Consider the following 20,371-nt stretch of genomic DNA (forward strand, 5'->3'; position numbering starts at 1 on the left):
TAGAAATGTGATTCACATTATCTCACCAGACTGATTTAACTAACTATTGAGTCAATAAACAATCAAATTTTGTTCTTTCGTTAACCACATGAAATGAAAACCTCACCAAGTCACAAGTATGCGACACATTCAAATGCAAACTATCCATTAATTTTATGAAACAAAAAGCTTATTAGACAAAGATTAGTTTCAATCCAGTGAGAAGAAAAGTTGAACAACCTAAGAAGTGAGAATCAAGCCACCAGTGCCAATAAGTAAGGGTAGAAAGGCAAACAAAACATCATATGTAGACGAACGCTTTGCCAACCTAATAAGCAAAGGAGAAGTAAAGAACATCACGATAAGATACTGAATAACATAGGAAGAAGGGATAAAAATCAACAGTAGTATGTGAGTTAGGATATGAACCCCAACTCCCAGTGAATTCGGTTTTGTCCGCATGATAAGAGCAAACGAAAAAATAAGACTAATAGCAATTGGCATAAATCAAACTTAATTAATAATAATTCTCATTTGCAATATTATGTTATTGTTTACCTTCCTTCAACTTTGTTTTATCTATTGTTGCCATCACTAATATCAATCAACACAATAAGTAAAATTATCAATAATTTCTCTCCTAAACGTTTGCGTAATCGCTAACCTTCTCTTAACCTTTATTTGAGGCTTTCATCACGGTTTTTCCATTGCTATAGTGCACCCATCAAAACGAAAAAGACCATTCGAGGCATGGAGCTTCCTCGTTAATCTCAAGATGAGAAGAAGTGGTACCGACAAAATTCGGCAGATTTAAGAGGGTCAAATAATGGAAATGAATATGGTTGAGATTCTAGGCTACGCGGCTTCAATCATGGTTGCTATCTCACTAACTATGAAAGATATCGTTAAGCTTCGTATCCTTAACTTTATCGGCTGTGCACTATTCACAGCTTACGGTTTGATGATTGATTCATGGCCAGTAGTACTAACAAACGGCTTTATTGCATGTGTTAACGTGTACTTCCTTGCAAAAATGCAGCAGGAAAAAAAAAGCCTAGCGCCTGAAGAAGCCTAGTTAAAACGATTTTAGAAAGCCCGTAAGTGTTATGCTTACGGGCTTTTTTGTTTGCCAAATTTTTAGCCCACCGAATCGACAGACGAAAAACAGCATTAAAGTCGTTTTTGAACACCAACACTTAGCGTTATACTCGCGAGAAAGGTTATCTGAAACACAGAGGTCATCATGAATATTGGTGCAGTTGCAAAACTCACAGGATTGTCTTCTAAATCGATTCGTATGTACGAAGACAAAGGCATCATTTCGTCACCAGCTCGCAGCGACTCCGGCTATCGCGAATATTCTGAAAAACACATCCAAGAGCTAAACCTTGTTTCCAGAGCAAAAAACGCCGGTTTCTCATTACAAGAATGCAAAGAGTTCGTGCAATTGGCACACAACCCAAACCGCAAAAGTAGCGAAGTAAAAGCACGAACCATGGACAAACTTCATGAAGTGGAGCAAAAAATTGCCCACTTAGTGGAGATTAAAAAGCAGTTGGAGGGCTGGGTTTCTTCATGTCCTGGGGATGCAAAGAGCCGCTGTCCGATCATGGACGAGCTCACCAAGTAAACCCGTCACTGTTTCTACTTTACCTTGCTGGGCTATTGTTTTGATGAGCTCTGCTTTAACGGAATTTTGGTCGATAAAACATAACTTTAATGGTAAGTGCACATACGCTTGCCATTAAGCTCAATGATATTGAACGGAGTCTCGTAGATATCCTCTAGCGTTGAAGACTGAATCACCTCTTCGACTTTCCCACTGGCCACTACTTTCCCTTTCTTGAGGGCAAGGATCTCGTCGGAATAACACGCAGCAAAGTTAATATCATGAATCACCACCACCATGGCTTTGTTCATATCGTGCGCAAGACTCTGAACGACTTTCATGATCTGTAGTGAGTGCTTGATATCAAGGTTATTCAATGGTTCATCGAGAAAAACGTAATCCGTATCTTGGGCAATCACCATTGCAATAAAGGCCAGCTGTCGTTGACCACCACTCAATTCATCTAAGAATTTATCTTGAATTTCTTTCAGATCTAAGTAGTCGATAGCTTGGTCGATTAACGCATGGTCATCTTTGGTTAGGTTACCTTTCGAATAAGGGAATCGTCCAAATGAGACCAACTCTTTTACGGTAAAACGCATCGTAATTGTATTTGCTTGGCGCAGTACCGCCAGCTTTTTTGCAAGCTCTTTGGTGTCCCATTCAGCAATCTCTTTACAGTCGATCATAACACTACCACCATCACGCTCAGTCAATCGCGACGCCATTGATAGTAACGTACTCTTCCCTGCTCCGTTAGGGCCAATAATTGACGTTACTTTCCCTTTTTCAAATTGAGTATCGGCCTCATCAACCACTTTGTTGGGACCAAATGCTTTCGTTAGTTTATCTATAATAATCATGTTTATACGACTTTGTTTTTCAGCAATAGATACAAGAAGTAAATACCGCCAATAAAGTTAATCACTACGCTCAACGTCGTTTCAAATGAAAAGACGTTTTCTATAATCCATTGCCCCGACAATAAGGCACAAATTGCCATCAATGAGCAGCCTATTAACAGGGTACGATGCTGGTAGGAGCGGAACATCTCACGACTTAAGTTTGTCACCAACAATCCAAAAAACATGATAGGGCCGACAAGCGCGGTCGAGATGGCAATGAGAAGCGCGGAGAGAATGAAGACGTTGCGCGTCACTTTAGGGACATCAACCCCTAGACTCTTAGCATTGTCCTGGTCGAGCCAAAACACATCTAAGGTGTGATGCATGCGATACAACAACCAACAAGCGATGAACAATATTGGCGAGCTTAGATACACCAAGTTCACCTTCACATTGTTGAAACTGGCATACAGTTTAGATTGCACAAACGCAAAGGTATTTGGGTCCATCAGAAGAGAGAAGAACACCGCAATATTGCTAAACAACTGCCCAAAGATCAGCCCAACCAACAGCAAAGTGATGAGATTACGCCCGCCTTTTGAAAAATAAAATCCAAACAGCAATAGCGAAAAGCCTACCATCACCAATACCGCAATCGAGAAGTTGATGTAAACATTCAGAACGAGAGCGCTTAAACCACCAAACAACAAAACAACCAGAACTTGCGTCAACACATACAACGCATCAAATCCCATGATGCTAGGGGTGAGGATCCGGTTATGGGTAATGGTTTGGAACACCAATGAAGATTGAGCAATCGCAATACCTGCCAATACCATGGCTAACACTTTAGGTACACGTCGCGACAAAAAGTACTGGTAGTTATCTGTTGTTAAGCCAATACCAATAAACAAAAATGCAAAAAGCAGCGCAATGCCTGCCAATAAGATCAGTTTCTTGGAATCACGCACTTTGCTTACCTCGCAACAACATCGCGATAAACACCACACCACCCAAGATGCTGATCACAATTGAAATAGGCATTTCATGAGGGAAAATGATCACTCGGCTAACCAGGTCACACGCTAAAACAAGGAACGCTCCATACATGGCAGTAAGCGGGATATTGCGTTTGAGGTTATCACCGTAGAAGTAACTGACTAAGTTTGGCACGATAAGTCCAAGAAACGGCAGTTGACCAACGATCATCACCACACTGGCTGACATTACCGACACCAAAAGTACACCTAATATCACCACTTGTTGGTAGTTAAGACCAAGGTTTACTGCAAAGTCTTTACCAATACCAACCGCAGAAATTCGTGCCGCAAACAAGTAACTTAAAAGGGCGACGGGGACAGCGATATAGAGCAGCTCAAAATCACCGTGCAAAATGTTGGCAAAGTTTGCCACGCTCCACGCAGACAGACTTTGTAGTGCATCGTATTTGTAGGCAATAAAAGTAGTGACAGCGTCAACAACGTTACCAAAGATGATGCCCACGAGCGGCACAAATACGACGCTTTTAAATTGGATACGCTGAATGAACTGAACGAACATTAAAGTGCCAAGAATAGAGACACCAAAGACAAGCCAAAGCTGTTCGCCACTACCAAAAAACACCACACTCATTACGTAACCAAGCATGGCACACTCAATCGTGCCTGTTGTTGAAGGCGCAGCGAATCGGTTTTGGCTAATTTGCTGCATCACTAATCCAGCGATACTTAGCCCGGCCCCAGCAAGCAGAATCGCAAATAGGCGCGGAATCCGGCTAGTGAAGAAGAGTTCTAGTGCTTTTGCATCACCCGAAAACAACTGTTGGGGTGTCATATTTCCCACCCCAACAAACAACGACGCGACGCTTAGAGCAACAAGAACAAGCAATAACTTTTTCAAAGTTAACCTCTGCTAGCTTGGCTTAAAGTTCGATCGTGTGTTTAATTTCACTCACCATCTTTTCCGTTGCAGTCACACCCGACATAGCTAAGTACCAAGCATCAACATCTAGGAAGGTAATTTTCTTGTTCTTGTATGCAGAAGTCGCTTTAACCAAATCGTTATCAAGCGATTTAGCAAGGTCATTGTCAGACTTTGCGTGAAGTGCGTTTCTATCAATAACGAGGATGTTTTTCGGGTTGGCTTCGCGAATAAACTCATAAGAAATGACGTCACCATGTGTGCCCGTTTTGAGATTATCCACAGTCTCTGAAAAGCCAAAATCTGAGTAAATCGCGCCAAAACGAGATTTCGCACCAAATGCACTGATGTTGTCACCAATGCTTAGAATTGTGAGTGCATCATTATTGTTGGTTTGGTTGTAATCACGAATCGCCTTGAACTGTGCATCCAGGTTTTCAATTTTTTGTTCAACCTTTTCTTCCATATTGAAGATCTTGCCAACGTTGCGCCATTGCGCTTTTGTGCCCTGCCAGTAGCCTTCGTTTTCACCTGGTGCGAGTACAACTGTTGGTGCTATTTCACTTAAATCATCGTATTTTGACGAACCGCGAGGACCAACCAAAATCAAGTCCGGCTTTTGCATGTAGATGGTTTCAAAGTCTGGTTCGAAAAGACTACCTGCCGATGTGTAATGAGTCTTGCTGTATTTAGATAAGTACTTTGGAAGATGGGAGGCGTTCGATACCGCTACTGGATCGATGCCAAAACTATCCAGCATATCGAGTGGGCCAAAGCCAATCACAACCACTCGTTTGGGGGATTGTTCAACTTCTGTCGTTCCCATGTAATGGTCAATTTTGACGGTTGCAGCAAAAGAAGGTGAAATTATAAGCAGCGAAAGAATTGCCGCACTGACGAGTTTTTCCATTTTTAAGCCTTAATGAGATCCGTTATCATGCGCATTCGCAATATATCCTTACTCAAACAGGCATTCAACCAATTATTCGATAACTTTACATTCGTTACACTTCTAAATAGGCTTATTAAATCAACAAATTACACCATACAGATATCGAATTTGAGACGGTAAGCGCAAAGTTGTCATTTTGATATTTATCAACTCAGTGAATGTTTATACTAGATTGAAATGACTCACTAGAAAGGACTAGATAATGAAGAAGTTAGCATTGGTTTTATTTGTCGCTGCACAATTGATGGCTTGTACTGAAGTTGGTAGTGAAGCATGGTGTAACGACATGAAAGAAAAGCCAAAAGGCGAATGGACAGCAAACGAAGCATCTGACTTTGCTAAGCACTGCGTTTTCTAATTCAGAAGTAAGCGCTTATCGCTCTAAGCAAAAAATGCTCATGATGACCCACAACATTGTATTTCGGAATTCAAACGTTGTGGGTTATTCGTAGGCATCAAGAAATGTTTTTAGTACCGTTTCATCAACAATCTCAAGCCCCTGCTCGCCTTTTCTGATCAAACCTTTGTCCATCAGATCTTTTACCGCTCGACGATAAACGCGTCCTGACGTGCCAAATCTTTCCGCTTCTTGGTTTACCTTGTCAAACCCACCCAGCAAGGTGTTGGTCTGCTTTTGTACGAGCAAGTCATAAGCAATGTTGTAAGTAATTGGGTGTAACAAGCGATTGGTATAGATATCCATTGAATCTTGATAATCCTCTGCCAAAGCAGAAGCAAAGAAAAACATCATGTCAGGTTGCTGGTGCAGTGCCTCAGTCAGTTTTTGGATACAGATAATATCCACTTGCATATGTTCATCTGCGACCACGTTCCATTGGCAAGGCGTTTGCGTGAAGTACTCCATTTCACCATAGATATGATAGTCGCAATTGGCTTCACCTAACTGGAACCGGCGACCGTTGGCTGCAATGATACTCATCGAAACTCGCCCTACTGGCACCACATACAGATATTGAAGCTGCTCACCTTGGCGAAGGATCTCTTCACCAGAGTCGAAGTATCGACTGCCGATTTGGCATTGATAGATTAAGTCGCGAAACTCAGCACTTTTCTGTTCTAAAAAGCTTTTGAAACGTCCGGTTGGGTAAGGGCTGATTTTCACGTGAGTTTCTCTTTAATGACAACAATCTCAAATAGATTGTACTCGCTAGAATCGTTTGATGACAGCCAATAAAAAAGCGACACCAAAGTGCCGCTTCAAAAATTAACTAAGCTGTGATCCAGTTAACTCTGCGCAATTAAGGCTTCAAGAGCAGCGTAAGACGCTAAACGCTCCCCTTCCATCATCACTTGCGCTTCATCTACGTACTGCCCTACGCCTTCCTTAACATCTTGTTGATACAGGACGACATTGTTCAAGATAGAAGCAATGTTTAGACCACGCAGGCGACCGACGGTAAAAAGCGCCGAGGTTTCCATATCCGCGCCGAGAATACCTTTCTTGTTCCAGTATTCGCAAATCGCTTCTTCGTCGTCGGTATAGAAGCTGTCATGGGAGCGAACCAAACCTAAATGATAGCGCGCTTCTTTTTCGGCCAAATAGCTGTCCAGCGCTTTCAGTAACGAAAAGCTTGCGTAAGCCGGATACGAAGAGCGAACGTATGCTTTCGAGCCACCTTCGTCTCTGACGGCGCCTTCAGCCACTATCAACTCACCGAGTTGAATGCCTTTTTGCATCGCACCAGCCGATCCCACACGAATCACGTCTGTCACACCACACTGTTTTAGCTCTTCCACCGCAATGATCATCGAAGGAGCGCCTATACCTGTACTGCATACTGAGATTTGCTGACCTTGGTATGTGCCAGTGAACACTCTATATTCACGGTTCTCAGAGACCAATTCTGCATTATCAAACAATGCGGCAATACGGTTTGCTCGATCTGGTTCTCCACAGACGATCACTCGAGGCGCTATTTGGGTGTTGTCTACGCCAATATGAGGTTGTTTCATCATTGGCTTAACCTTGCGCTGTCGCTTGAGTTAGAGTCTTGTCACCATTACGCTTCGCACTACGTGCCCACTCTCTAGTGCCATTTGCTGCAATGAACATGAGAATCGCGTATTGAACCGACATTGCGTACACGCCTTGTGTTGCGTAAATACCAACGCTGATGATGTTGATTACGACCCAAAGAATCCAGTTCTCAACGTACTTACGTGTCATCAAGATTTGCGCCACGATAGACAGAACTGTCATGGTTGCATCCCAGAATGGGAAAGCATCTGGCTCCAACACAGGTTCAGACAAACCTGCACCGAATACATTTAACGTATCAACGGCAATGTTAGCCAACGCAAAAAAGAATGGATCGATATAGATGGTTAATAGGGCAATCGCAACAATGCTTACTGAACCTGTCGCGATCAGCTTCTGTTTGCTTAACCAGCGCACCTCTAATGTCTCACCTTGTGCATTTGGTCTTGTCCAAGCATGCCAACCATAAATATTGGCGCAGAAGAAGAACAATTGAAGCAGAAGCAATCCGTAAAGCTGAATCTGGAAAAAGATAACGGCAAAAAGTGTTACATTCAGCAAACCAAACAAATAGTTAATGGTTTTTTCTTGGCTCGCAAACCAAATACAAAGCAGACCGAAAACCGTACCAAAGGCTTCGATCCAACTCATTGCGTAGCCATCACCAATAGGAATGTTTACGAGGGTATTGTTGATGTCTAACAGGGCAAATAGGTCCATGAAGATGTCCTTTATTATTGTGCTTGGGGTGCGCTCATCTTATGGTGTCGCAGCAAACAAAAAGGAGGACATTTGTCCTCCCTTCGATGTACCCGATCATAAATCAGATCAATACTTGCTTTAAAGTGCCCAGTTTTATTCGCCACGCTTTAGCGGTTTAAGACTCAAACCCCGAGTAACGTTTCTTGAACGCAGATGCTGAAGCAAATAATAATGTTGCGAGTAGCGTTACAACAAAACCTATCGAGAATTCAAAAGCTTCATTCGCTAATAGCTGGTAGCAACTTAACAAGAAAATAAACGCAACCACAGTGACGTTCATTCGATGAAGCCATGGGTGCTTCACCGAGAACTTCGCGTATCCCTTTGACAACATATTGCTAATCCACCGATCAAATAATTAACATTTGTATTTATAATGAATGTTGATACTAAGGTGTTAATGGGTAAAGAGAAATCATTGATTACTAATTTCTAGCAAAACATCACATGTGCAACTGTAGTCTATTGACTAAATTAAAAGCCTTACGCTGTTTCTCTCCACCAATGTCGGCTCTAATTGCACAACCTGAGCTTCATCAGACTTCTCGTCCAATTTGCGTAACAGTGTCTCTACTGCGGCTTGTCCAAGGCGGTATTTAGGCTGATGAATCGTGGTAAGCGAAGGCGACATAAACTTCGCAATATGAATATCATCGTAACCTATGATAGAAAGCTGTTCTGGAATTTGAATACCGAGTTCATTAGCTGCATTGATAACGCCCATCGCCATCATGTCATTGGAGACAAAGATCGAGCTAGGTAGCGGGCCGCGTTCCACCATTTTCTTGAAGGCTTGATAACCACCCTCACATTCGAAATCAGATTCAACAATCCAGTTTGCATTAAACTCAAGTTCTGCTTCGAGCATCGCGCGTTTGTAGCCTTCATAACGCATCTGCGCTTGGTGCTTAATTAATGGGCCGGTGATACAGCCTACCTCTTTGTGGCCGCAGTCGATAAGGTGTTTCGCTGCCAGATAACCACCACGAAGTGAGTTGTCTTGAATCTTATCGCTGGTGAACAACATAGGGCCCCAGTCCATCACTACAACCGGGATATCAGGGTAACGTTCGAATACATCAATACGCTCCCCTTCTAACGATGAACACATCAAAATCAGACCATCAACGCGCTTTTGCAACAACGTATTGATAGATTCACGCATGCGCTCGTTATCGCCTTCGGTATTACAAAGGATAAGGCTGTAACCTTTTTGGTAGCAACTGCGCTCAACACCTTTTACGACTTCACCAAAGAATGGGTTGGTTGAGGTAGTAACCAGCATACCAATGGTTTTGGTGCGGTTTACTTTGAGGCTACGCGCCAAAGCAGACGGCGCGTAGTAATTGAGCTCTTTGGCAGCGTTATTGACTCGTTCCGAGATCTCTTCACTGACAAAGCGAGTTTTGTTAATAACATGGCTCACAGTTGAGGTGGAAACCCCTGCCAGTTTTGCGATGTCTTTCATCGTTGCCATGCTATCTCTCCTTTTGATTATTGTTGTTCAAGGAACTCCTCAACCTCTTTACGGGTTGGAATGGAGGTTTGCGCGCCAAAGCGAGTTACTGAGATCGCAGCTGCTGCGTGGGCAAACTTAATCGCTGATTCTAAAGGTAAGTCTTCCAATAAACCAGTGACTAATGCCCCATTAAACGTATCGCCCGCCGCAGTGGTATCTGTTGCTTCTACGCGGAAGCCAGGAATGATTTCACCACGACCATTTTGACTCAACCACACCCCTTTCGCACCGAGCGTGATCATGACGATTTCAATGCCTTTCGAATGCAGGATGTTTGCCGCTTCTTGTGCGCTATCATCGTCTGTTACCGTCACGCCTGTGAGTACTTCCGCTTCCGTTTCATTTGGTGTGATGACATCAATACAAGACAGTAATTCATCTGACAGTTCGCGAGCTGGTGCTGGGTTTAGAATCACGTTGGTTTTGGCATCTTTCGCGATTCGCGCAGCTTTCTCGATGCCGCACATTGGCGTTTCTAATTGCATCAATAAGTAATCTGCCTGACGAATGCGCTCTAGATCGGGGTCAATCGCTTCTGCGGTAAGTTTTGCGTTTGCTTCTGCGGAGATACAAATGCTGTTCTCACCGCTGTCCGCCACCTGAATCATGGCAATGCCTGTTGGGCAGTTTGGCTGCATCTTCACACCAGTGATATCGATGCCATCCATTTTGAAGTTCTCACGAATGTTGATGCCGAACGAATCATCACCAACACACGCAATAAAACCGATGTCTGCGTTTAATCGAGCTGCCGCCACAGCTTGGTTGGCACCCTTGCCACCTGGGATAACTTGATAGTTGCGACCATGCAGCGTCTCGCCAGGGCGAGGGAAAGAAGGCACTTGAAGAACATGGTCAGCGTTTACACTACCTAACACCACTAACTTATTCATACGGTTATCCTCGGTTCTGAATGAACCCTTTATATTTGAACAGGAGTAATAGGTTTACGCTCTTTGCAAAAACGTAAGCGTATTACGATTCAAATAGATTCAGTTTTCTAACGTACCGCTTTCGTTGCTTGGAATGACCCAACACACTCATTGGGTCATTCCGTTACTTCAGCAAAAAGAATCACTGAGTCGGGCGTTAAACTTACTTAGTCACGACTTTAAGCGGAACAGGAATGTACTCCTCAACCTTCTCGCCTTTCAATACTTTTGCTGCAGTTTCTACACCCAACGCACCAATAAGATCTGGTTGCTGTGCGATAGTTGCTGCGAGCTTGCCACGGTTAACAGCAGCAATGCCGTCGTCAGTACCGTCAAAGCCAACGATAAGTACGTCTTTACCTGATGCTTGTACTGCACGAAGCGCACCCAATGCCATTTCATCATTTTGAGCAAATACCGCTTGTACGTCTGGGTTCGCTGCAAGCAAGTTTTCCATTACGTTCAGACCTTTAGTACGGTCAAAATCAGCAGGTTGGCTTGCTAGTAGCTCCATGTTGCTGCCCTTCACTGCTGTCATGAAGCCTTCACCACGCTCACGTGCTGCAGACGTACCTGCGATACCTTCTAGTTGGATGACTTTCGCTTTCTCGCCTACTTTTTCCATGATGTAGTGACCCGCCATTTCACCACCAACTACGTTGTCAGAAGCGATGTGGCTCACTACTTCGCCACGGCTCGCGCCACGGTCAAGTGTCAACACAGGGATCTTAGAACGGTTCGCCATACGAATCGCGTTTGACACAGCGTCTGAATCTGTTGGGTTAATCAGAATCGCCTTTACGCCATGAATCGTCAGGTCTTCGATGTTTGATAGTTCTTTACTCGGGTCATTTTGCGAGTCCAGTACAATCAAGTCGTATCCCAGTTCTTTCGCTTTCGCTTCTGCGCCGTCTTTCATCGTTACGAAGAACGGGTTATTTAGCGTAGAAACTACAATCGCCATGGTATCTTGAGCTTGCGCCGCTACCGATACGGTTGAAGAAAGAAGAGCAGCAGAGATAAGAGTTGCGAGTTTTTTCATCGTTCTAGTCCTTTGTGTAGGGTGAGCCAGCACACGTCCTCTGGCTCGGTTTGTATTCAGGATTTAGCTTTAATGTATTAGTTGTTATGGATTACTTGTTTTTGTTGTCTACCAGTACCGCTAGCAAGATAACCACTGCTTTCGCAATCATTTGGTAGTAAGAAGAAACATCGAGTAGGTTCAGCGCGTTGTTCAAGAAGCCGATGATTAGAGCACCAATCAAGGTACCCATGATGCGACCTTTACCGCCCATCAAGCTAGTACCGCCAAGAACAACCGCTGCGATAGCGTCTAGCTCGTAGCCCATACCCGCAGTTGGCTGTGCTGAAGACAGACGAGACGTCACGATAATGCCTGCAAGCGCTGCCAACATACCGCAAATGGCGTATACACCAATTTTCACACGGTCAACATTGATACCAGAAAGTCGCGTTGCTGATTCGTTGCCACCAAGTGCGTACACGTAGCGACCAAAGCGAGTGTGGTTCAGTAGGTACCAAGCTGCCGCAAAGACAATCACCATTAACCAAACTGGAACTGGGATACCAAGAGCGTAACCTGTACCGAACCATGCAAATGCGTCTGCTGTGTCAGTAAAGCCCGTAGAGATAGGACGACCGTCTGTGTAAACCATGGTTACGCCGCGTAGTAACGTCATGGTAACCAGCGTTGCGATAAAGGCTTGAACCTTACCTTTGGCAATAATGATACCGCTGATCGCTCCTAGAGCTGCACCAGCGAACAATGCTGTTGGAACCGCGATAAGCACTGGCACTTCTAGTGCAATCATGCTCGCCGCGAAGGCACCACATAGTGCAAGTACAGATCCTACGCTTAGGTCAATGCCAGCGGTCAAAATAACCAGCGTCATACCAACTGCAATGATCGCGTTGACTGAGGTTTGACGAAGGATGTTAAGAATGTTGTCTACCGTAAAAAAGTTTGGGTTCAAAAATGACACAACAACAATCAAGAAAATCAATGCGATCAGTGACTTTTGCTCAATCAGCCATTCTTTGGTGAACAGCTTCTTGCTGCCCGTTTCGTTTGGTTTGCTCATGGTATTAGTACTCATGCTGCTTCCTCATTGATCTTCTTGCCTACGGCACAAGCGAGTAGTGTTTCTTGGTCGGCGTCTTTCGCATCAAATTCGCCAGTAATTCGACCCTCATGCATTACCATGATGCGGTCACTCATGCCTAGCACTTCTGGCATCTCAGATGAAACCAAGATGATGCTCATGCCGTCGGCTTTAAATTTATTGATTAGCTGATAGATTTCTTTCTTCGCGCCTACATCAACGCCGCGAGTTGGCTCATCCAGAATCAGAACTTTAGGTTTGGTCATCAACCCTTTTGCGATGGCCACTTTCTGCTGGTTACCACCAGAAAGGTTGCCAATGATTTGGTCTCGGGTTGGCGTTTTGATGTTGAACAGTTTGATAAAGTCTTCAACCGCCACAACTTCTTCACCGTGTTGAATTTGGAAACCTTTGGTGAGCTTATCCAGCGCGCACAAAGACATGTTTTCCTTCACGGATAACCCCAGCACCAAGCCATCACCTTTACGATCTTCAGAGATGTAAGCAATGCCATTCGCCAAGCCATCTTGTGGGCTAACCGGGTTAATGGTCCTGTTGTCTAAGTTGATGACGCCACGCTCACTTGGTAGCGCTCCGTAAATCACCTTCATCAACTCTGTACGACCTGCGCCCATCAAACCTGATACGCCAAGGATTTCTCCACGTTGAAGGGTGAAGTTGATGTCGTGAACACCAGAACCAGTCAAGCCAATCACTTCGAGGCAAACATCGCCGTGTTTCACATCGATACGCGGGTATTGCTCTTCCAACTTACGACCTACCATCATCTCGATAAGTCCGTCTTCGTTGGTGTCTTTAACCTCGCACTCGCCGATGAACTTACCATCACGTAGCACAGTAATGTCATCACAGATTTCGAAGATTTCTTTCAGGCGGTGTGAGATATAAACGATGCCGCAACCTTGGTCACGAAGTTCGTTAATCACTTTAAACAGCGATTCCGTCTCTTTGTCGGTCAACGCGTCCGTTGGTTCATCCATGATGATGACTTTGGATTCGAAAGACAGCGCTTTGGCAATCTCCACCATTTGTTGCTCGCCAAGGCTTAAATCACCAAGCAATGTTTTTGAAGAGTGCTTTACGTTAAGGCGTTGAAGCAACTTGTCTGCTTCTTCATACATTTTGCCCCACTGAATACGCCCCATCGTGCCGGTAAACTCACGACCTAGATAGATGTTTTCGGCAATCGTCAGCTCCGGGATCAAGTTCAATTCTTGGTGAATAATACTGATGCCTGCTTCTTGAGAATCACGCGGACCTTTAAACGCGGCTGGCTGACCTTGATATTTAATGCTTCCTGCATCCATGTGGTAGATGCCCGTAAGCACTTTCATCAAGGTCGACTTACCGGCCCCGTTCTCGCCCATCAACGCCATCACGCGACCTGAGTAAACATTAAGGCTGGCTTTATCCAACGCCTTAACACCCGGGAAAGCTTTCTCGATGTCGCTGAGTTGTAGAATGGCTTGAGTCATAATTTGTCCTCAATTAGTTGTGGCTTAAAACACCACGCCAGCTTGGAAAATTACGTTCGCATACGGTGTGCACTCGCCTGTTCTAACGACAGCGCGGCTTTGTTCTGTGCGAGCTTTAAAATCTTCATGCGATACATAGTTAATCGCGATTTGCTTACCCGTTAGCTCGCTTTCTTTTGCTAGCTCAGTGATCAGCGCATCATGGTGAACAGGACTAACTTTTGCGAATTCTTCAGCAATGATGACCCCTTCAATTTGGGACTCAGACAGAATCACGCGAACGGTATCAAGGAAACCAGGAACGCCATGAGTCAACGCTAAATCAATGCGTTGAACATGGTCAGGGATTGGCAAGCCCGCGTCACAAATGGTGATTTCATCGGTATGACCCAACGTCGCCACCAAGTAAGAAATTTCTGAGTTAATTAGGGTACTTTTTTTCATCTCATCGACCTTTCGGTTACACGTTCATACAACAGTGAGTGTGTCTTTTGGATTGATTTCTATATTGACAAAACACTCATCGAAACGTTTCGATGCAATAATAGAACGCCAAAAAGAATTGACCAGTCACAGATCGATAAGGTGTGAGAATGATCCGTAATTGAGTGCTAACTGATTAAGAAAAAGATATTGAGGTCACACTTCATCATCGAAACGTTTCGATGGTATTTTTACACAAGGAAAAATTATCTTTCCGTTCGTTATCAATCTGAATTCGTAAACCGAACAAATTAGTTAGCGTGTTTTCAACTGGAACAATCTGTTCAAATTATGAGACGGTGGTACCTATGAACATGAAAAAACCTCACACGACATCACAAATATCGGAAACCTCACTGACTTTCGAAAAACACACCCTTACAATTTCCTCGAATACAAGGAAAGTATCATCATCCGTTCGATACCTTAGGTGAGAACCAACTGGTAAAAACCATTAGGTTAGAAGCGTTTGTAAGGACACAAACGGAAAGTAAGAAATACATGAAATTAAGCAACAGAGTCGTTTTGCTTGTCGCCCCTGTCATTCTAATTAGCGCGCTGGTGTCGAGTTACATCATCTATAGCATTCAAAAAGTCACGCTAATCAAAAGGGAAGACAGCTATATCCAGCTACAAATGGAAAAGCTAGCTGGTCAGTTTCGCCAAGCCAATATTTTTCTTAACAGCTATGCCTACACCTTGAGTAAAAGCGAGGTGCTGCAAGATTATTTTGTGAATCATGATAACCACTATCGTGAGAGGCAACTGTTCAAACGTTTAGATGAAACCATCGAGGTACTCAGTCACGGGTATCGAGGGGATGCAAACATGGCGATCCTCGACGGTAGGCAAGACCTTCTCTACTACACCGAAAATCAATATTACGAATCAAACGGTCGAGTCGACCCCAAGATCCTTGAGTATGTCGACAAAAGCTTTAAAACTAATGGAGACGTAAGCCATACCGGCTTTATTTACAACAGCAGCGGACAGAGCATTCTATTGCAATACGAGCTGTTTGATAAACGTACCGGAGAGCACCCTTTAAGCTTCGACCCACAGAATGTTTTCTTTGTTATCGTGTCTGTCTCACTCGAAGCGTTTAATGATATCAAGCATGAGATTGAGTTTGATACGCACAGCGTGATTACGTTTTCAGATAAGCCGATTATCTTAGATATTCCCCTTGCTCAAACCATCCAGTTTCTGCCTCACTTCTATGCCATTTTATCGCCAGCAGAATATCTGATGTGGGATAAGGTCGATAAGGTCTGGTTAGAGCTAGCATTGTCTTTTGGTATCGCATCTTTTTGTACCATTACTTTGATTGTCTTAGTCCTGTACCGCTATGTTCTGAGTCCAGTCTCTAGGCTAGACAAACAGCTGAGAGAAATCGAAGCCAACAAACGCACTAATATTGAAAAGCTCGATACTGATGATGAGATTGGGCGCCTTTCTTCCCGCTTCTTTGATATGTACGAAGAGCTGAACAACGTCTACCACAAAACTAAGCGTTTAGCGGAAACTGATCACTTAACTCAACTGGCTAATCGCCACCGCTTCCATGAGCTTGCAAGCCAAGAGCTGGCAGAACCCTCAGATCAGCTTTGGGTGATTTATATCGACCTAGATAACTTTAAATACGTCAACGACAAATACGGTCACGAACTGGGTGACAAGTTATTGCAGGTCTTCTCCAAACACATCCGAAGTGCGTGCCAGAAGTTTACTCAGCAGTACAATAGCCCATGTTTCGGGGCACGTTTATCCGGTGATGAATTTGCAATCCTACTCAGCTCAAATCAAGAAAACAGCGAATTACCCGATCTGTTTGCCGCGGAGTTGCTCAAGCCAATTAATAACTTAACTCAGTCAGCGAAAAACTCGTTTCCGGTGACAGCCAGCGTGGGTATCGCTCAATATCCAAGAGATGGTGGTGATATCGCTAAGCTCTTGTCTAGTGCAGACGCGGCAATGTACCAAGCTAAGCGCGCGGGTAAAAACCAATACGCTTACTACTCTGCAGCGCTCAATATCGAGGCTCAACGTCGCAGCCAAATTGAACGCGCATTGCGCAAGGCCAACGTTGAAGAAGAGTTTCATCTTGTTTTCCAACCATACATGAACAGTAATGCCAACGAGATAGAAGGCTTGGAAGTCCTATTACGTTGGGAAGCAGACGGGATCGGCTCAGTACCACCAAACGAGTTCATCCCTATTGCTGAACAAACTGGTTTGTTCGAAAAGATTGACCGCTGGGTATTCGCGAATGCTATGTCAGAATACCATCAGCTGAAAAGCATCTTTGGGAAAGACATTATTTTGTCTATCAACCTATCGTCTGCGGAACTGAACTCGCTGTCGATGGCAGAATTCATCCATGAAAAAGCCACACGGAATGGTGTGCCTACTCGCTGTATTGAGCTAGAAATTACCGAAACTTTCGCGTCTGACAAGCAAGGTACTGCCCTACTCGATGAGTTATCGAAGCTGGGTTACAAACTGGCAATAGACGACTTTGGATCTGGTTATACTTCTTTGACACAACTAGTGCAGTACCCAGTACAGAAAATCAAATTTGACCGAGAGTTCTTGTTGACCTTAATGAACACCGACAATGGTCATGTCATTAAACCAATTATAGAACTGTGCCACGCACAGAATAAGAAAGTGACGGCAGAAGGCATTGAGCATAATGTCATGCACGAATGGCTTTCATCTTACCGCTGTGACTTTATGCAGGGTTATTTATTTGGTAAGCCGATGAACAAAGAACAGCTCGGCCATTGGTGGAAGTCCGCTAATGATCAGCCATTTAAAAGCACACATATCGCTTAGTAGGTAAAACATACCGCAAACGAAAAGCAGCACGCTAAGTGCTGCTTTTTCCTCTTGTTTCGGCTAGGAAAAGCTTGCCTGACCTATTTCAATTACATGCGTTTCAGCATATTCAGAGTAATGTTTGCAGAGTTATCTGCGGTGGCTTTCTTCAGATCTGAGTACACAACATCTGCTGAGCCATCCGCTTTATCAGAGATCGTGCGAATCACCACGTAAGGTACATTGAAAGCGTCTGCAACTTGACCTAGTGCTGCGCCTTCCATTTCTACCGCCATCGCGTTGTATTCTTGGTAAATGCCGGTTACCTTCACTTTGCTCGCGATGAACTGGTCACCTGATGCGATAATGCCTCGATAAACACTTTCTTTCCCAAGTGTGTCAACCGCGGCATCGAACGCATACTTTTGCAGTGTTTTATCAGCGTAGAAGTAGCGCTCTTCATAATCAGGCAGCAAGCCTTTCGGCATGTTAAATGCTGTCAGGTCCACATCGTGTTGCACCAAACGCGTAGAAACGACCACGTCTAGCGGATCCAATTTCGGGTCGCTTGCACCAGCAATGCCCGTGAAGATCAGTTGGTCAACACCAAAAGATTCAATCAGAAGGGTTGTCGTCATCGCTGCATTGACTTTACCTACGCCAGATTTCGTCACGACAACGGTTTTACCCTCTAACTCACCCGTGTAAAAGCGATGGCTACCAATTTTTTTTACTTGTTGGTTTTGGATTTTTGGCAATAGCGCTTCAACTTCGACATCCATCGCACCGACAATACCGATGGTCGAACCTGCAACGGAAGGCAGTGAGTACGCAGCAAGCATTAGAGCAAGAGATTTCTTCAACATGGGAATCCTGAAATGTAATACGCGTCACCAAAATGTGACGCGACGCAGATTATACAACACATCCCAAATCGAGCAATCGTTTGCATTAACCAGGGCGTACTGATTGGCTAAGAAATTCTCAATTAATGAGAAAGACTTAGCCATTTTTGGTTTTCATTGAAGAAGCGACACGCTCTTTTGCGCTAACGGTTGGCATAACTTACTGAAAGAAAAGTTTATTCTGGTTAACATTTCATAATTTACTTAATTTCTTCTTCAGCAACGTTTCATTTCCAATATAATTTCCATTTTATTTTTAATTAAAAATATTATAACTATCCACAAATATTATTTATTGAGCACCCATTATTAAATACCGATTTTAATACACTCTGTAATCTTTGATATTCACTTAAGGCGATGCGATCCACTTCCGTAGCAACAGGCGCATTAATTATTGGATACCAATTTACAGACTCTGCTTCTAAGCTCTGAATATCGCCAACCCAATCAGTGACTACATAATAATGAAGCAATTGAAGCTCTGTGGTTGGATGATATAAAGAACACAAATACCCGCACCTTTGCGGTTTGATATTTAACTCCTCGTCTAGCTCTCTAAGCAATGTCATTGGTTGGCTTTCACCTTTCTCCATATGCCCACCAGGTATTGCAATCATACCTGGGTCAGAGTCCTTATCCTTCGATCGTGTTTCTAATAACACTTGATCACCCTTAACTAGGATAAATGATACACACTCATGAACTTCCATCTTCAATGCCTTCTGCTAACGGTTTTATAGCACGCTAACACAAAAAGTTTGGATGATGTGAATGGTGAACACGAATAACTTGACGATATACAACAATCTAGCTGGCCGTTTGGTTGAATATGCTCAGCAATCCATAGTCGCTATCAATACATTAACCTTTATTCAGTCATGATTTGTTACGACTAGGATCACAGTCTAAAAAATTTTTGTCGAATGCCCAGTTAGAAATAAGTCCATTGAATTAAAACAACATTTTTATTCAAACTATAATTAAACGATGTTTTATTAAATATCCTGCTCAGTAAATGTTGGTAAACGCAGTTTTATTAATTAGCTAAATCAGCTAGTATTTGTTCTGAAGATTTTTAAAGTCATCGATTAACCTCTCAATGTTGATTAAATTCAGCCAGTTAGTTGGATTATCTTTACTAAATACAAAGTGTATTTGAGTAATAGGTGTCACTACGCATAATAGGCAACATTGAGAATAGAATTAAATTGATGTACATGCTGTATTAGTGACTGCACGAAGCAATCACTAAATTTGTTGCACCAAGAGTTTTATTTAGTACAAATGAAAAAGCTATTATTATTATTGATATGGACATCGTTGGCAGTTTCTCCTTTTGCCTTTGCTCATCATTCAGGTAAAGCGACGGAAACGAAAGCCACTAAACAACTTGTTGAAAAAACATATAAAGAAGCCAAGTTGGAAGGCGTCATTGACTTCAGTTTATTCAATGATGCGTTCTTAGCTTATAAGAAAACCTCAGACCGCAAAAAGCCACTTTTGACCATCATCGATTACAGTAAACCATCTACTGAAAAACGCTTTTATGTGGTCGATTTGGACAAGAAGAAGCTCATTTTTAACACTTATGTCTCTCACGGCGTAAACAGCGGCAAGAAGACTGCAACGAAGTTCTCTAATGTTGTGAACTCTCGTAAGACTTCCCTGGGAACATTTTTAACCGATACCACATACTATGGTTCTAACGGTTATTCACTTCGCTTGGATGGACTGACATCAGGGGTGAACGATAAAGCACGAGAACGTTACATCGTGGTTCATGGTGCGGACTACGCGAACCCTTCTTTTATTAAGAAGAATGGTTATCTTGGTCGCAGTTGGGGTTGCCCCGCTCTGCCACAGAAGCTATCACGAGAAATCATCGACACCATTAAAGGTGGCAGTGTTATCTACGCTAGCGCTTAAGGTTTCTTGACCGAATGTTGAAAAGGGAGCGGATACGCTCCCTTTTTTAATCCGACAAAAAACTGTTCATCCTTTCAGCAAGTCGTTAGTATACGCAA

General features: G+C 43.5%; 21 protein-coding genes. 5 read left to right on the top strand and 16 right to left on the bottom strand.

Features of this window, described 5'->3' with window-relative positions; all coding sequences use genetic code 11:
* Positions 1–805 precede the first annotated feature (805 nt).
* Together KIO97_RS13605 and cueR are read left to right on the top strand one after the other, a co-directional pair.
* Positions 806–1,054, top strand: a complete 249-nt coding sequence (locus KIO97_RS13605; RefSeq protein WP_005431786.1) for a YgjV family protein — start codon at positions 806–808, stop codon at positions 1,052–1,054.
* Between the two features lie 168 nt (positions 1,055–1,222).
* A complete protein-coding gene (gene cueR / locus KIO97_RS13610; RefSeq protein ID WP_005431823.1) occupies positions 1,223–1,609 on the top strand; it encodes a Cu(I)-responsive transcriptional regulator in 387 nt (128 codons plus the stop codon).
* Between the two features lie 86 nt (positions 1,610–1,695).
* Here the strand turns inward: cueR and vctC are convergent, their stop codons facing one another.
* From vctC to KIO97_RS13630, 4 genes are read right to left on the bottom strand one after another with little or no spacing between them, the layout of a single operon-like run.
* Positions 1,696–2,451 (bottom strand): iron chelate ABC transporter ATP-binding protein VctC, encoded by a 756-nt coding sequence (vctC, locus tag KIO97_RS13615; RefSeq protein WP_285382972.1) that lies wholly within the window; start codon positions 2,449–2,451, stop codon positions 1,696–1,698.
* A gap of 2 nt (positions 2,452–2,453) precedes the next feature.
* Positions 2,454–3,404 carry an iron chelate uptake ABC transporter permease subunit VctG gene (vctG, locus tag KIO97_RS13620; RefSeq protein WP_061009456.1) on the bottom strand — a complete coding sequence of 317 codons (951 nt, stop codon included), beginning with the start codon at positions 3,402–3,404 and terminating at the stop codon, positions 2,454–2,456.
* Positions 3,397–4,332, bottom strand: coding sequence for an iron chelate uptake ABC transporter permease subunit VctD (gene vctD, locus KIO97_RS13625; RefSeq protein ID WP_285382976.1), 936 nt, complete (start codon positions 4,330–4,332; stop codon positions 3,397–3,399). Before vctD ends, vctG begins: the two co-directional genes overlap by 8 nt.
* 22 nt (positions 4,333–4,354) lie before the next feature.
* The gene (locus tag KIO97_RS13630) at positions 4,355–5,263 is read right to left on the bottom strand and encodes a siderophore ABC transporter substrate-binding protein (RefSeq protein WP_285382978.1); all 909 of its coding nucleotides are present in this window, start codon (positions 5,261–5,263) and stop codon (positions 4,355–4,357) included.
* Positions 5,264–5,507: 244 nt separating this feature from the next.
* Here KIO97_RS13630 and KIO97_RS13635 point away from each other — a divergent pair, with 244 nt between their 5' ends.
* Positions 5,508–5,663 (top strand): DUF3012 domain-containing protein, encoded by a 156-nt coding sequence (locus KIO97_RS13635; RefSeq protein WP_005431817.1) that lies wholly within the window; start codon positions 5,508–5,510, stop codon positions 5,661–5,663.
* Between the two features lie 84 nt (positions 5,664–5,747).
* Here the strand turns inward: KIO97_RS13635 and KIO97_RS13640 are convergent, their stop codons facing one another.
* The 10 genes from KIO97_RS13640 to rbsD form a co-directional block, all read right to left on the bottom strand.
* Positions 5,748–6,428 (bottom strand): Crp/Fnr family transcriptional regulator, encoded by a 681-nt coding sequence (locus KIO97_RS13640; RefSeq protein WP_045403172.1) that lies wholly within the window; start codon positions 6,426–6,428, stop codon positions 5,748–5,750.
* A gap of 122 nt (positions 6,429–6,550) precedes the next feature.
* Positions 6,551–7,282: a nucleoside phosphorylase gene (locus KIO97_RS13645; protein ID WP_285382980.1), complete on the bottom strand. Its 732-nt coding sequence runs from the start codon at positions 7,280–7,282 to the stop codon at positions 6,551–6,553.
* Between the two features lie 4 nt (positions 7,283–7,286).
* Positions 7,287–8,024, bottom strand: a complete 738-nt coding sequence (gene pnuC, locus KIO97_RS13650; RefSeq protein WP_285382982.1) for a nicotinamide riboside transporter PnuC — start codon at positions 8,022–8,024, stop codon at positions 7,287–7,289.
* Between the two features lie 157 nt (positions 8,025–8,181).
* Positions 8,182–8,400 (bottom strand): hypothetical protein, encoded by a 219-nt coding sequence (locus KIO97_RS13655; RefSeq protein WP_285382984.1) that lies wholly within the window; start codon positions 8,398–8,400, stop codon positions 8,182–8,184.
* 135 nt (positions 8,401–8,535) lie between these two features.
* The gene (locus KIO97_RS13660) at positions 8,536–9,543 is read right to left on the bottom strand and encodes a substrate-binding domain-containing protein (RefSeq protein ID WP_285382986.1); all 1,008 of its coding nucleotides are present in this window, start codon (positions 9,541–9,543) and stop codon (positions 8,536–8,538) included.
* Positions 9,544–9,560: 17 nt separating this feature from the next.
* Positions 9,561–10,478 (bottom strand): ribokinase, encoded by a 918-nt coding sequence (gene rbsK, locus KIO97_RS13665; protein ID WP_285382988.1) that lies wholly within the window; start codon positions 10,476–10,478, stop codon positions 9,561–9,563.
* A gap of 202 nt (positions 10,479–10,680) precedes the next feature.
* Positions 10,681–11,559, bottom strand: coding sequence for a ribose ABC transporter substrate-binding protein RbsB (gene rbsB / locus KIO97_RS13670; RefSeq protein ID WP_285382989.1), 879 nt, complete (start codon positions 11,557–11,559; stop codon positions 10,681–10,683).
* A 91-nt stretch (positions 11,560–11,650) separates the two neighbouring features.
* Positions 11,651–12,634, bottom strand: a complete 984-nt coding sequence (gene rbsC, locus KIO97_RS13675; RefSeq protein WP_005431792.1) for a ribose ABC transporter permease — start codon at positions 12,632–12,634, stop codon at positions 11,651–11,653.
* Positions 12,631–14,136, bottom strand: coding sequence for a ribose ABC transporter ATP-binding protein RbsA (rbsA, locus tag KIO97_RS13680; protein WP_285382991.1), 1,506 nt, complete (start codon positions 14,134–14,136; stop codon positions 12,631–12,633). Before rbsA ends, rbsC begins: the two co-directional genes overlap by 4 nt.
* A 24-nt stretch (positions 14,137–14,160) precedes the next feature.
* Positions 14,161–14,580, bottom strand: a complete 420-nt coding sequence (gene rbsD, locus KIO97_RS13685; RefSeq protein WP_038888346.1) for a D-ribose pyranase — start codon at positions 14,578–14,580, stop codon at positions 14,161–14,163.
* A gap of 540 nt (positions 14,581–15,120) precedes the next feature.
* Here rbsD and KIO97_RS13690 point away from each other — a divergent pair.
* Entirely contained in the window at positions 15,121–17,457 is a 2,337-nt protein-coding gene (locus tag KIO97_RS13690; protein WP_285382993.1) for a bifunctional diguanylate cyclase/phosphodiesterase, read from the top strand.
* Between the two features lie 92 nt (positions 17,458–17,549).
* On the opposite strand, the gene KIO97_RS13695 is transcribed toward KIO97_RS13690, so the two are convergent.
* On the bottom strand, positions 17,550–18,305 hold the full coding sequence (locus KIO97_RS13695) for a 5'-methylthioadenosine/adenosylhomocysteine nucleosidase (RefSeq protein WP_005431866.1): 756 nt from the start codon (positions 18,303–18,305) through the stop codon (positions 17,550–17,552).
* Between the two features lie 314 nt (positions 18,306–18,619).
* Positions 18,620–19,057, bottom strand: a complete 438-nt coding sequence (locus KIO97_RS13700; protein ID WP_045370862.1) for an NUDIX hydrolase — start codon at positions 19,055–19,057, stop codon at positions 18,620–18,622.
* A gap of 574 nt (positions 19,058–19,631) precedes the next feature.
* On the opposite strand from KIO97_RS13700, the gene KIO97_RS13705 reads away from it, so the two are divergent.
* On the top strand, positions 19,632–20,273 hold the full coding sequence (locus tag KIO97_RS13705) for a murein L,D-transpeptidase catalytic domain family protein (RefSeq protein ID WP_038888350.1): 642 nt from the start codon (positions 19,632–19,634) through the stop codon (positions 20,271–20,273).
* The last annotated feature ends 98 nt before the right edge of the window (positions 20,274–20,371 follow it).

Origin of the sequence: Vibrio sp. B181a (assembly GCF_030248375.1) — a bacterium.
GTDB lineage: Bacteria > Pseudomonadota > Gammaproteobacteria > Enterobacterales > Vibrionaceae > Vibrio > Vibrio campbellii.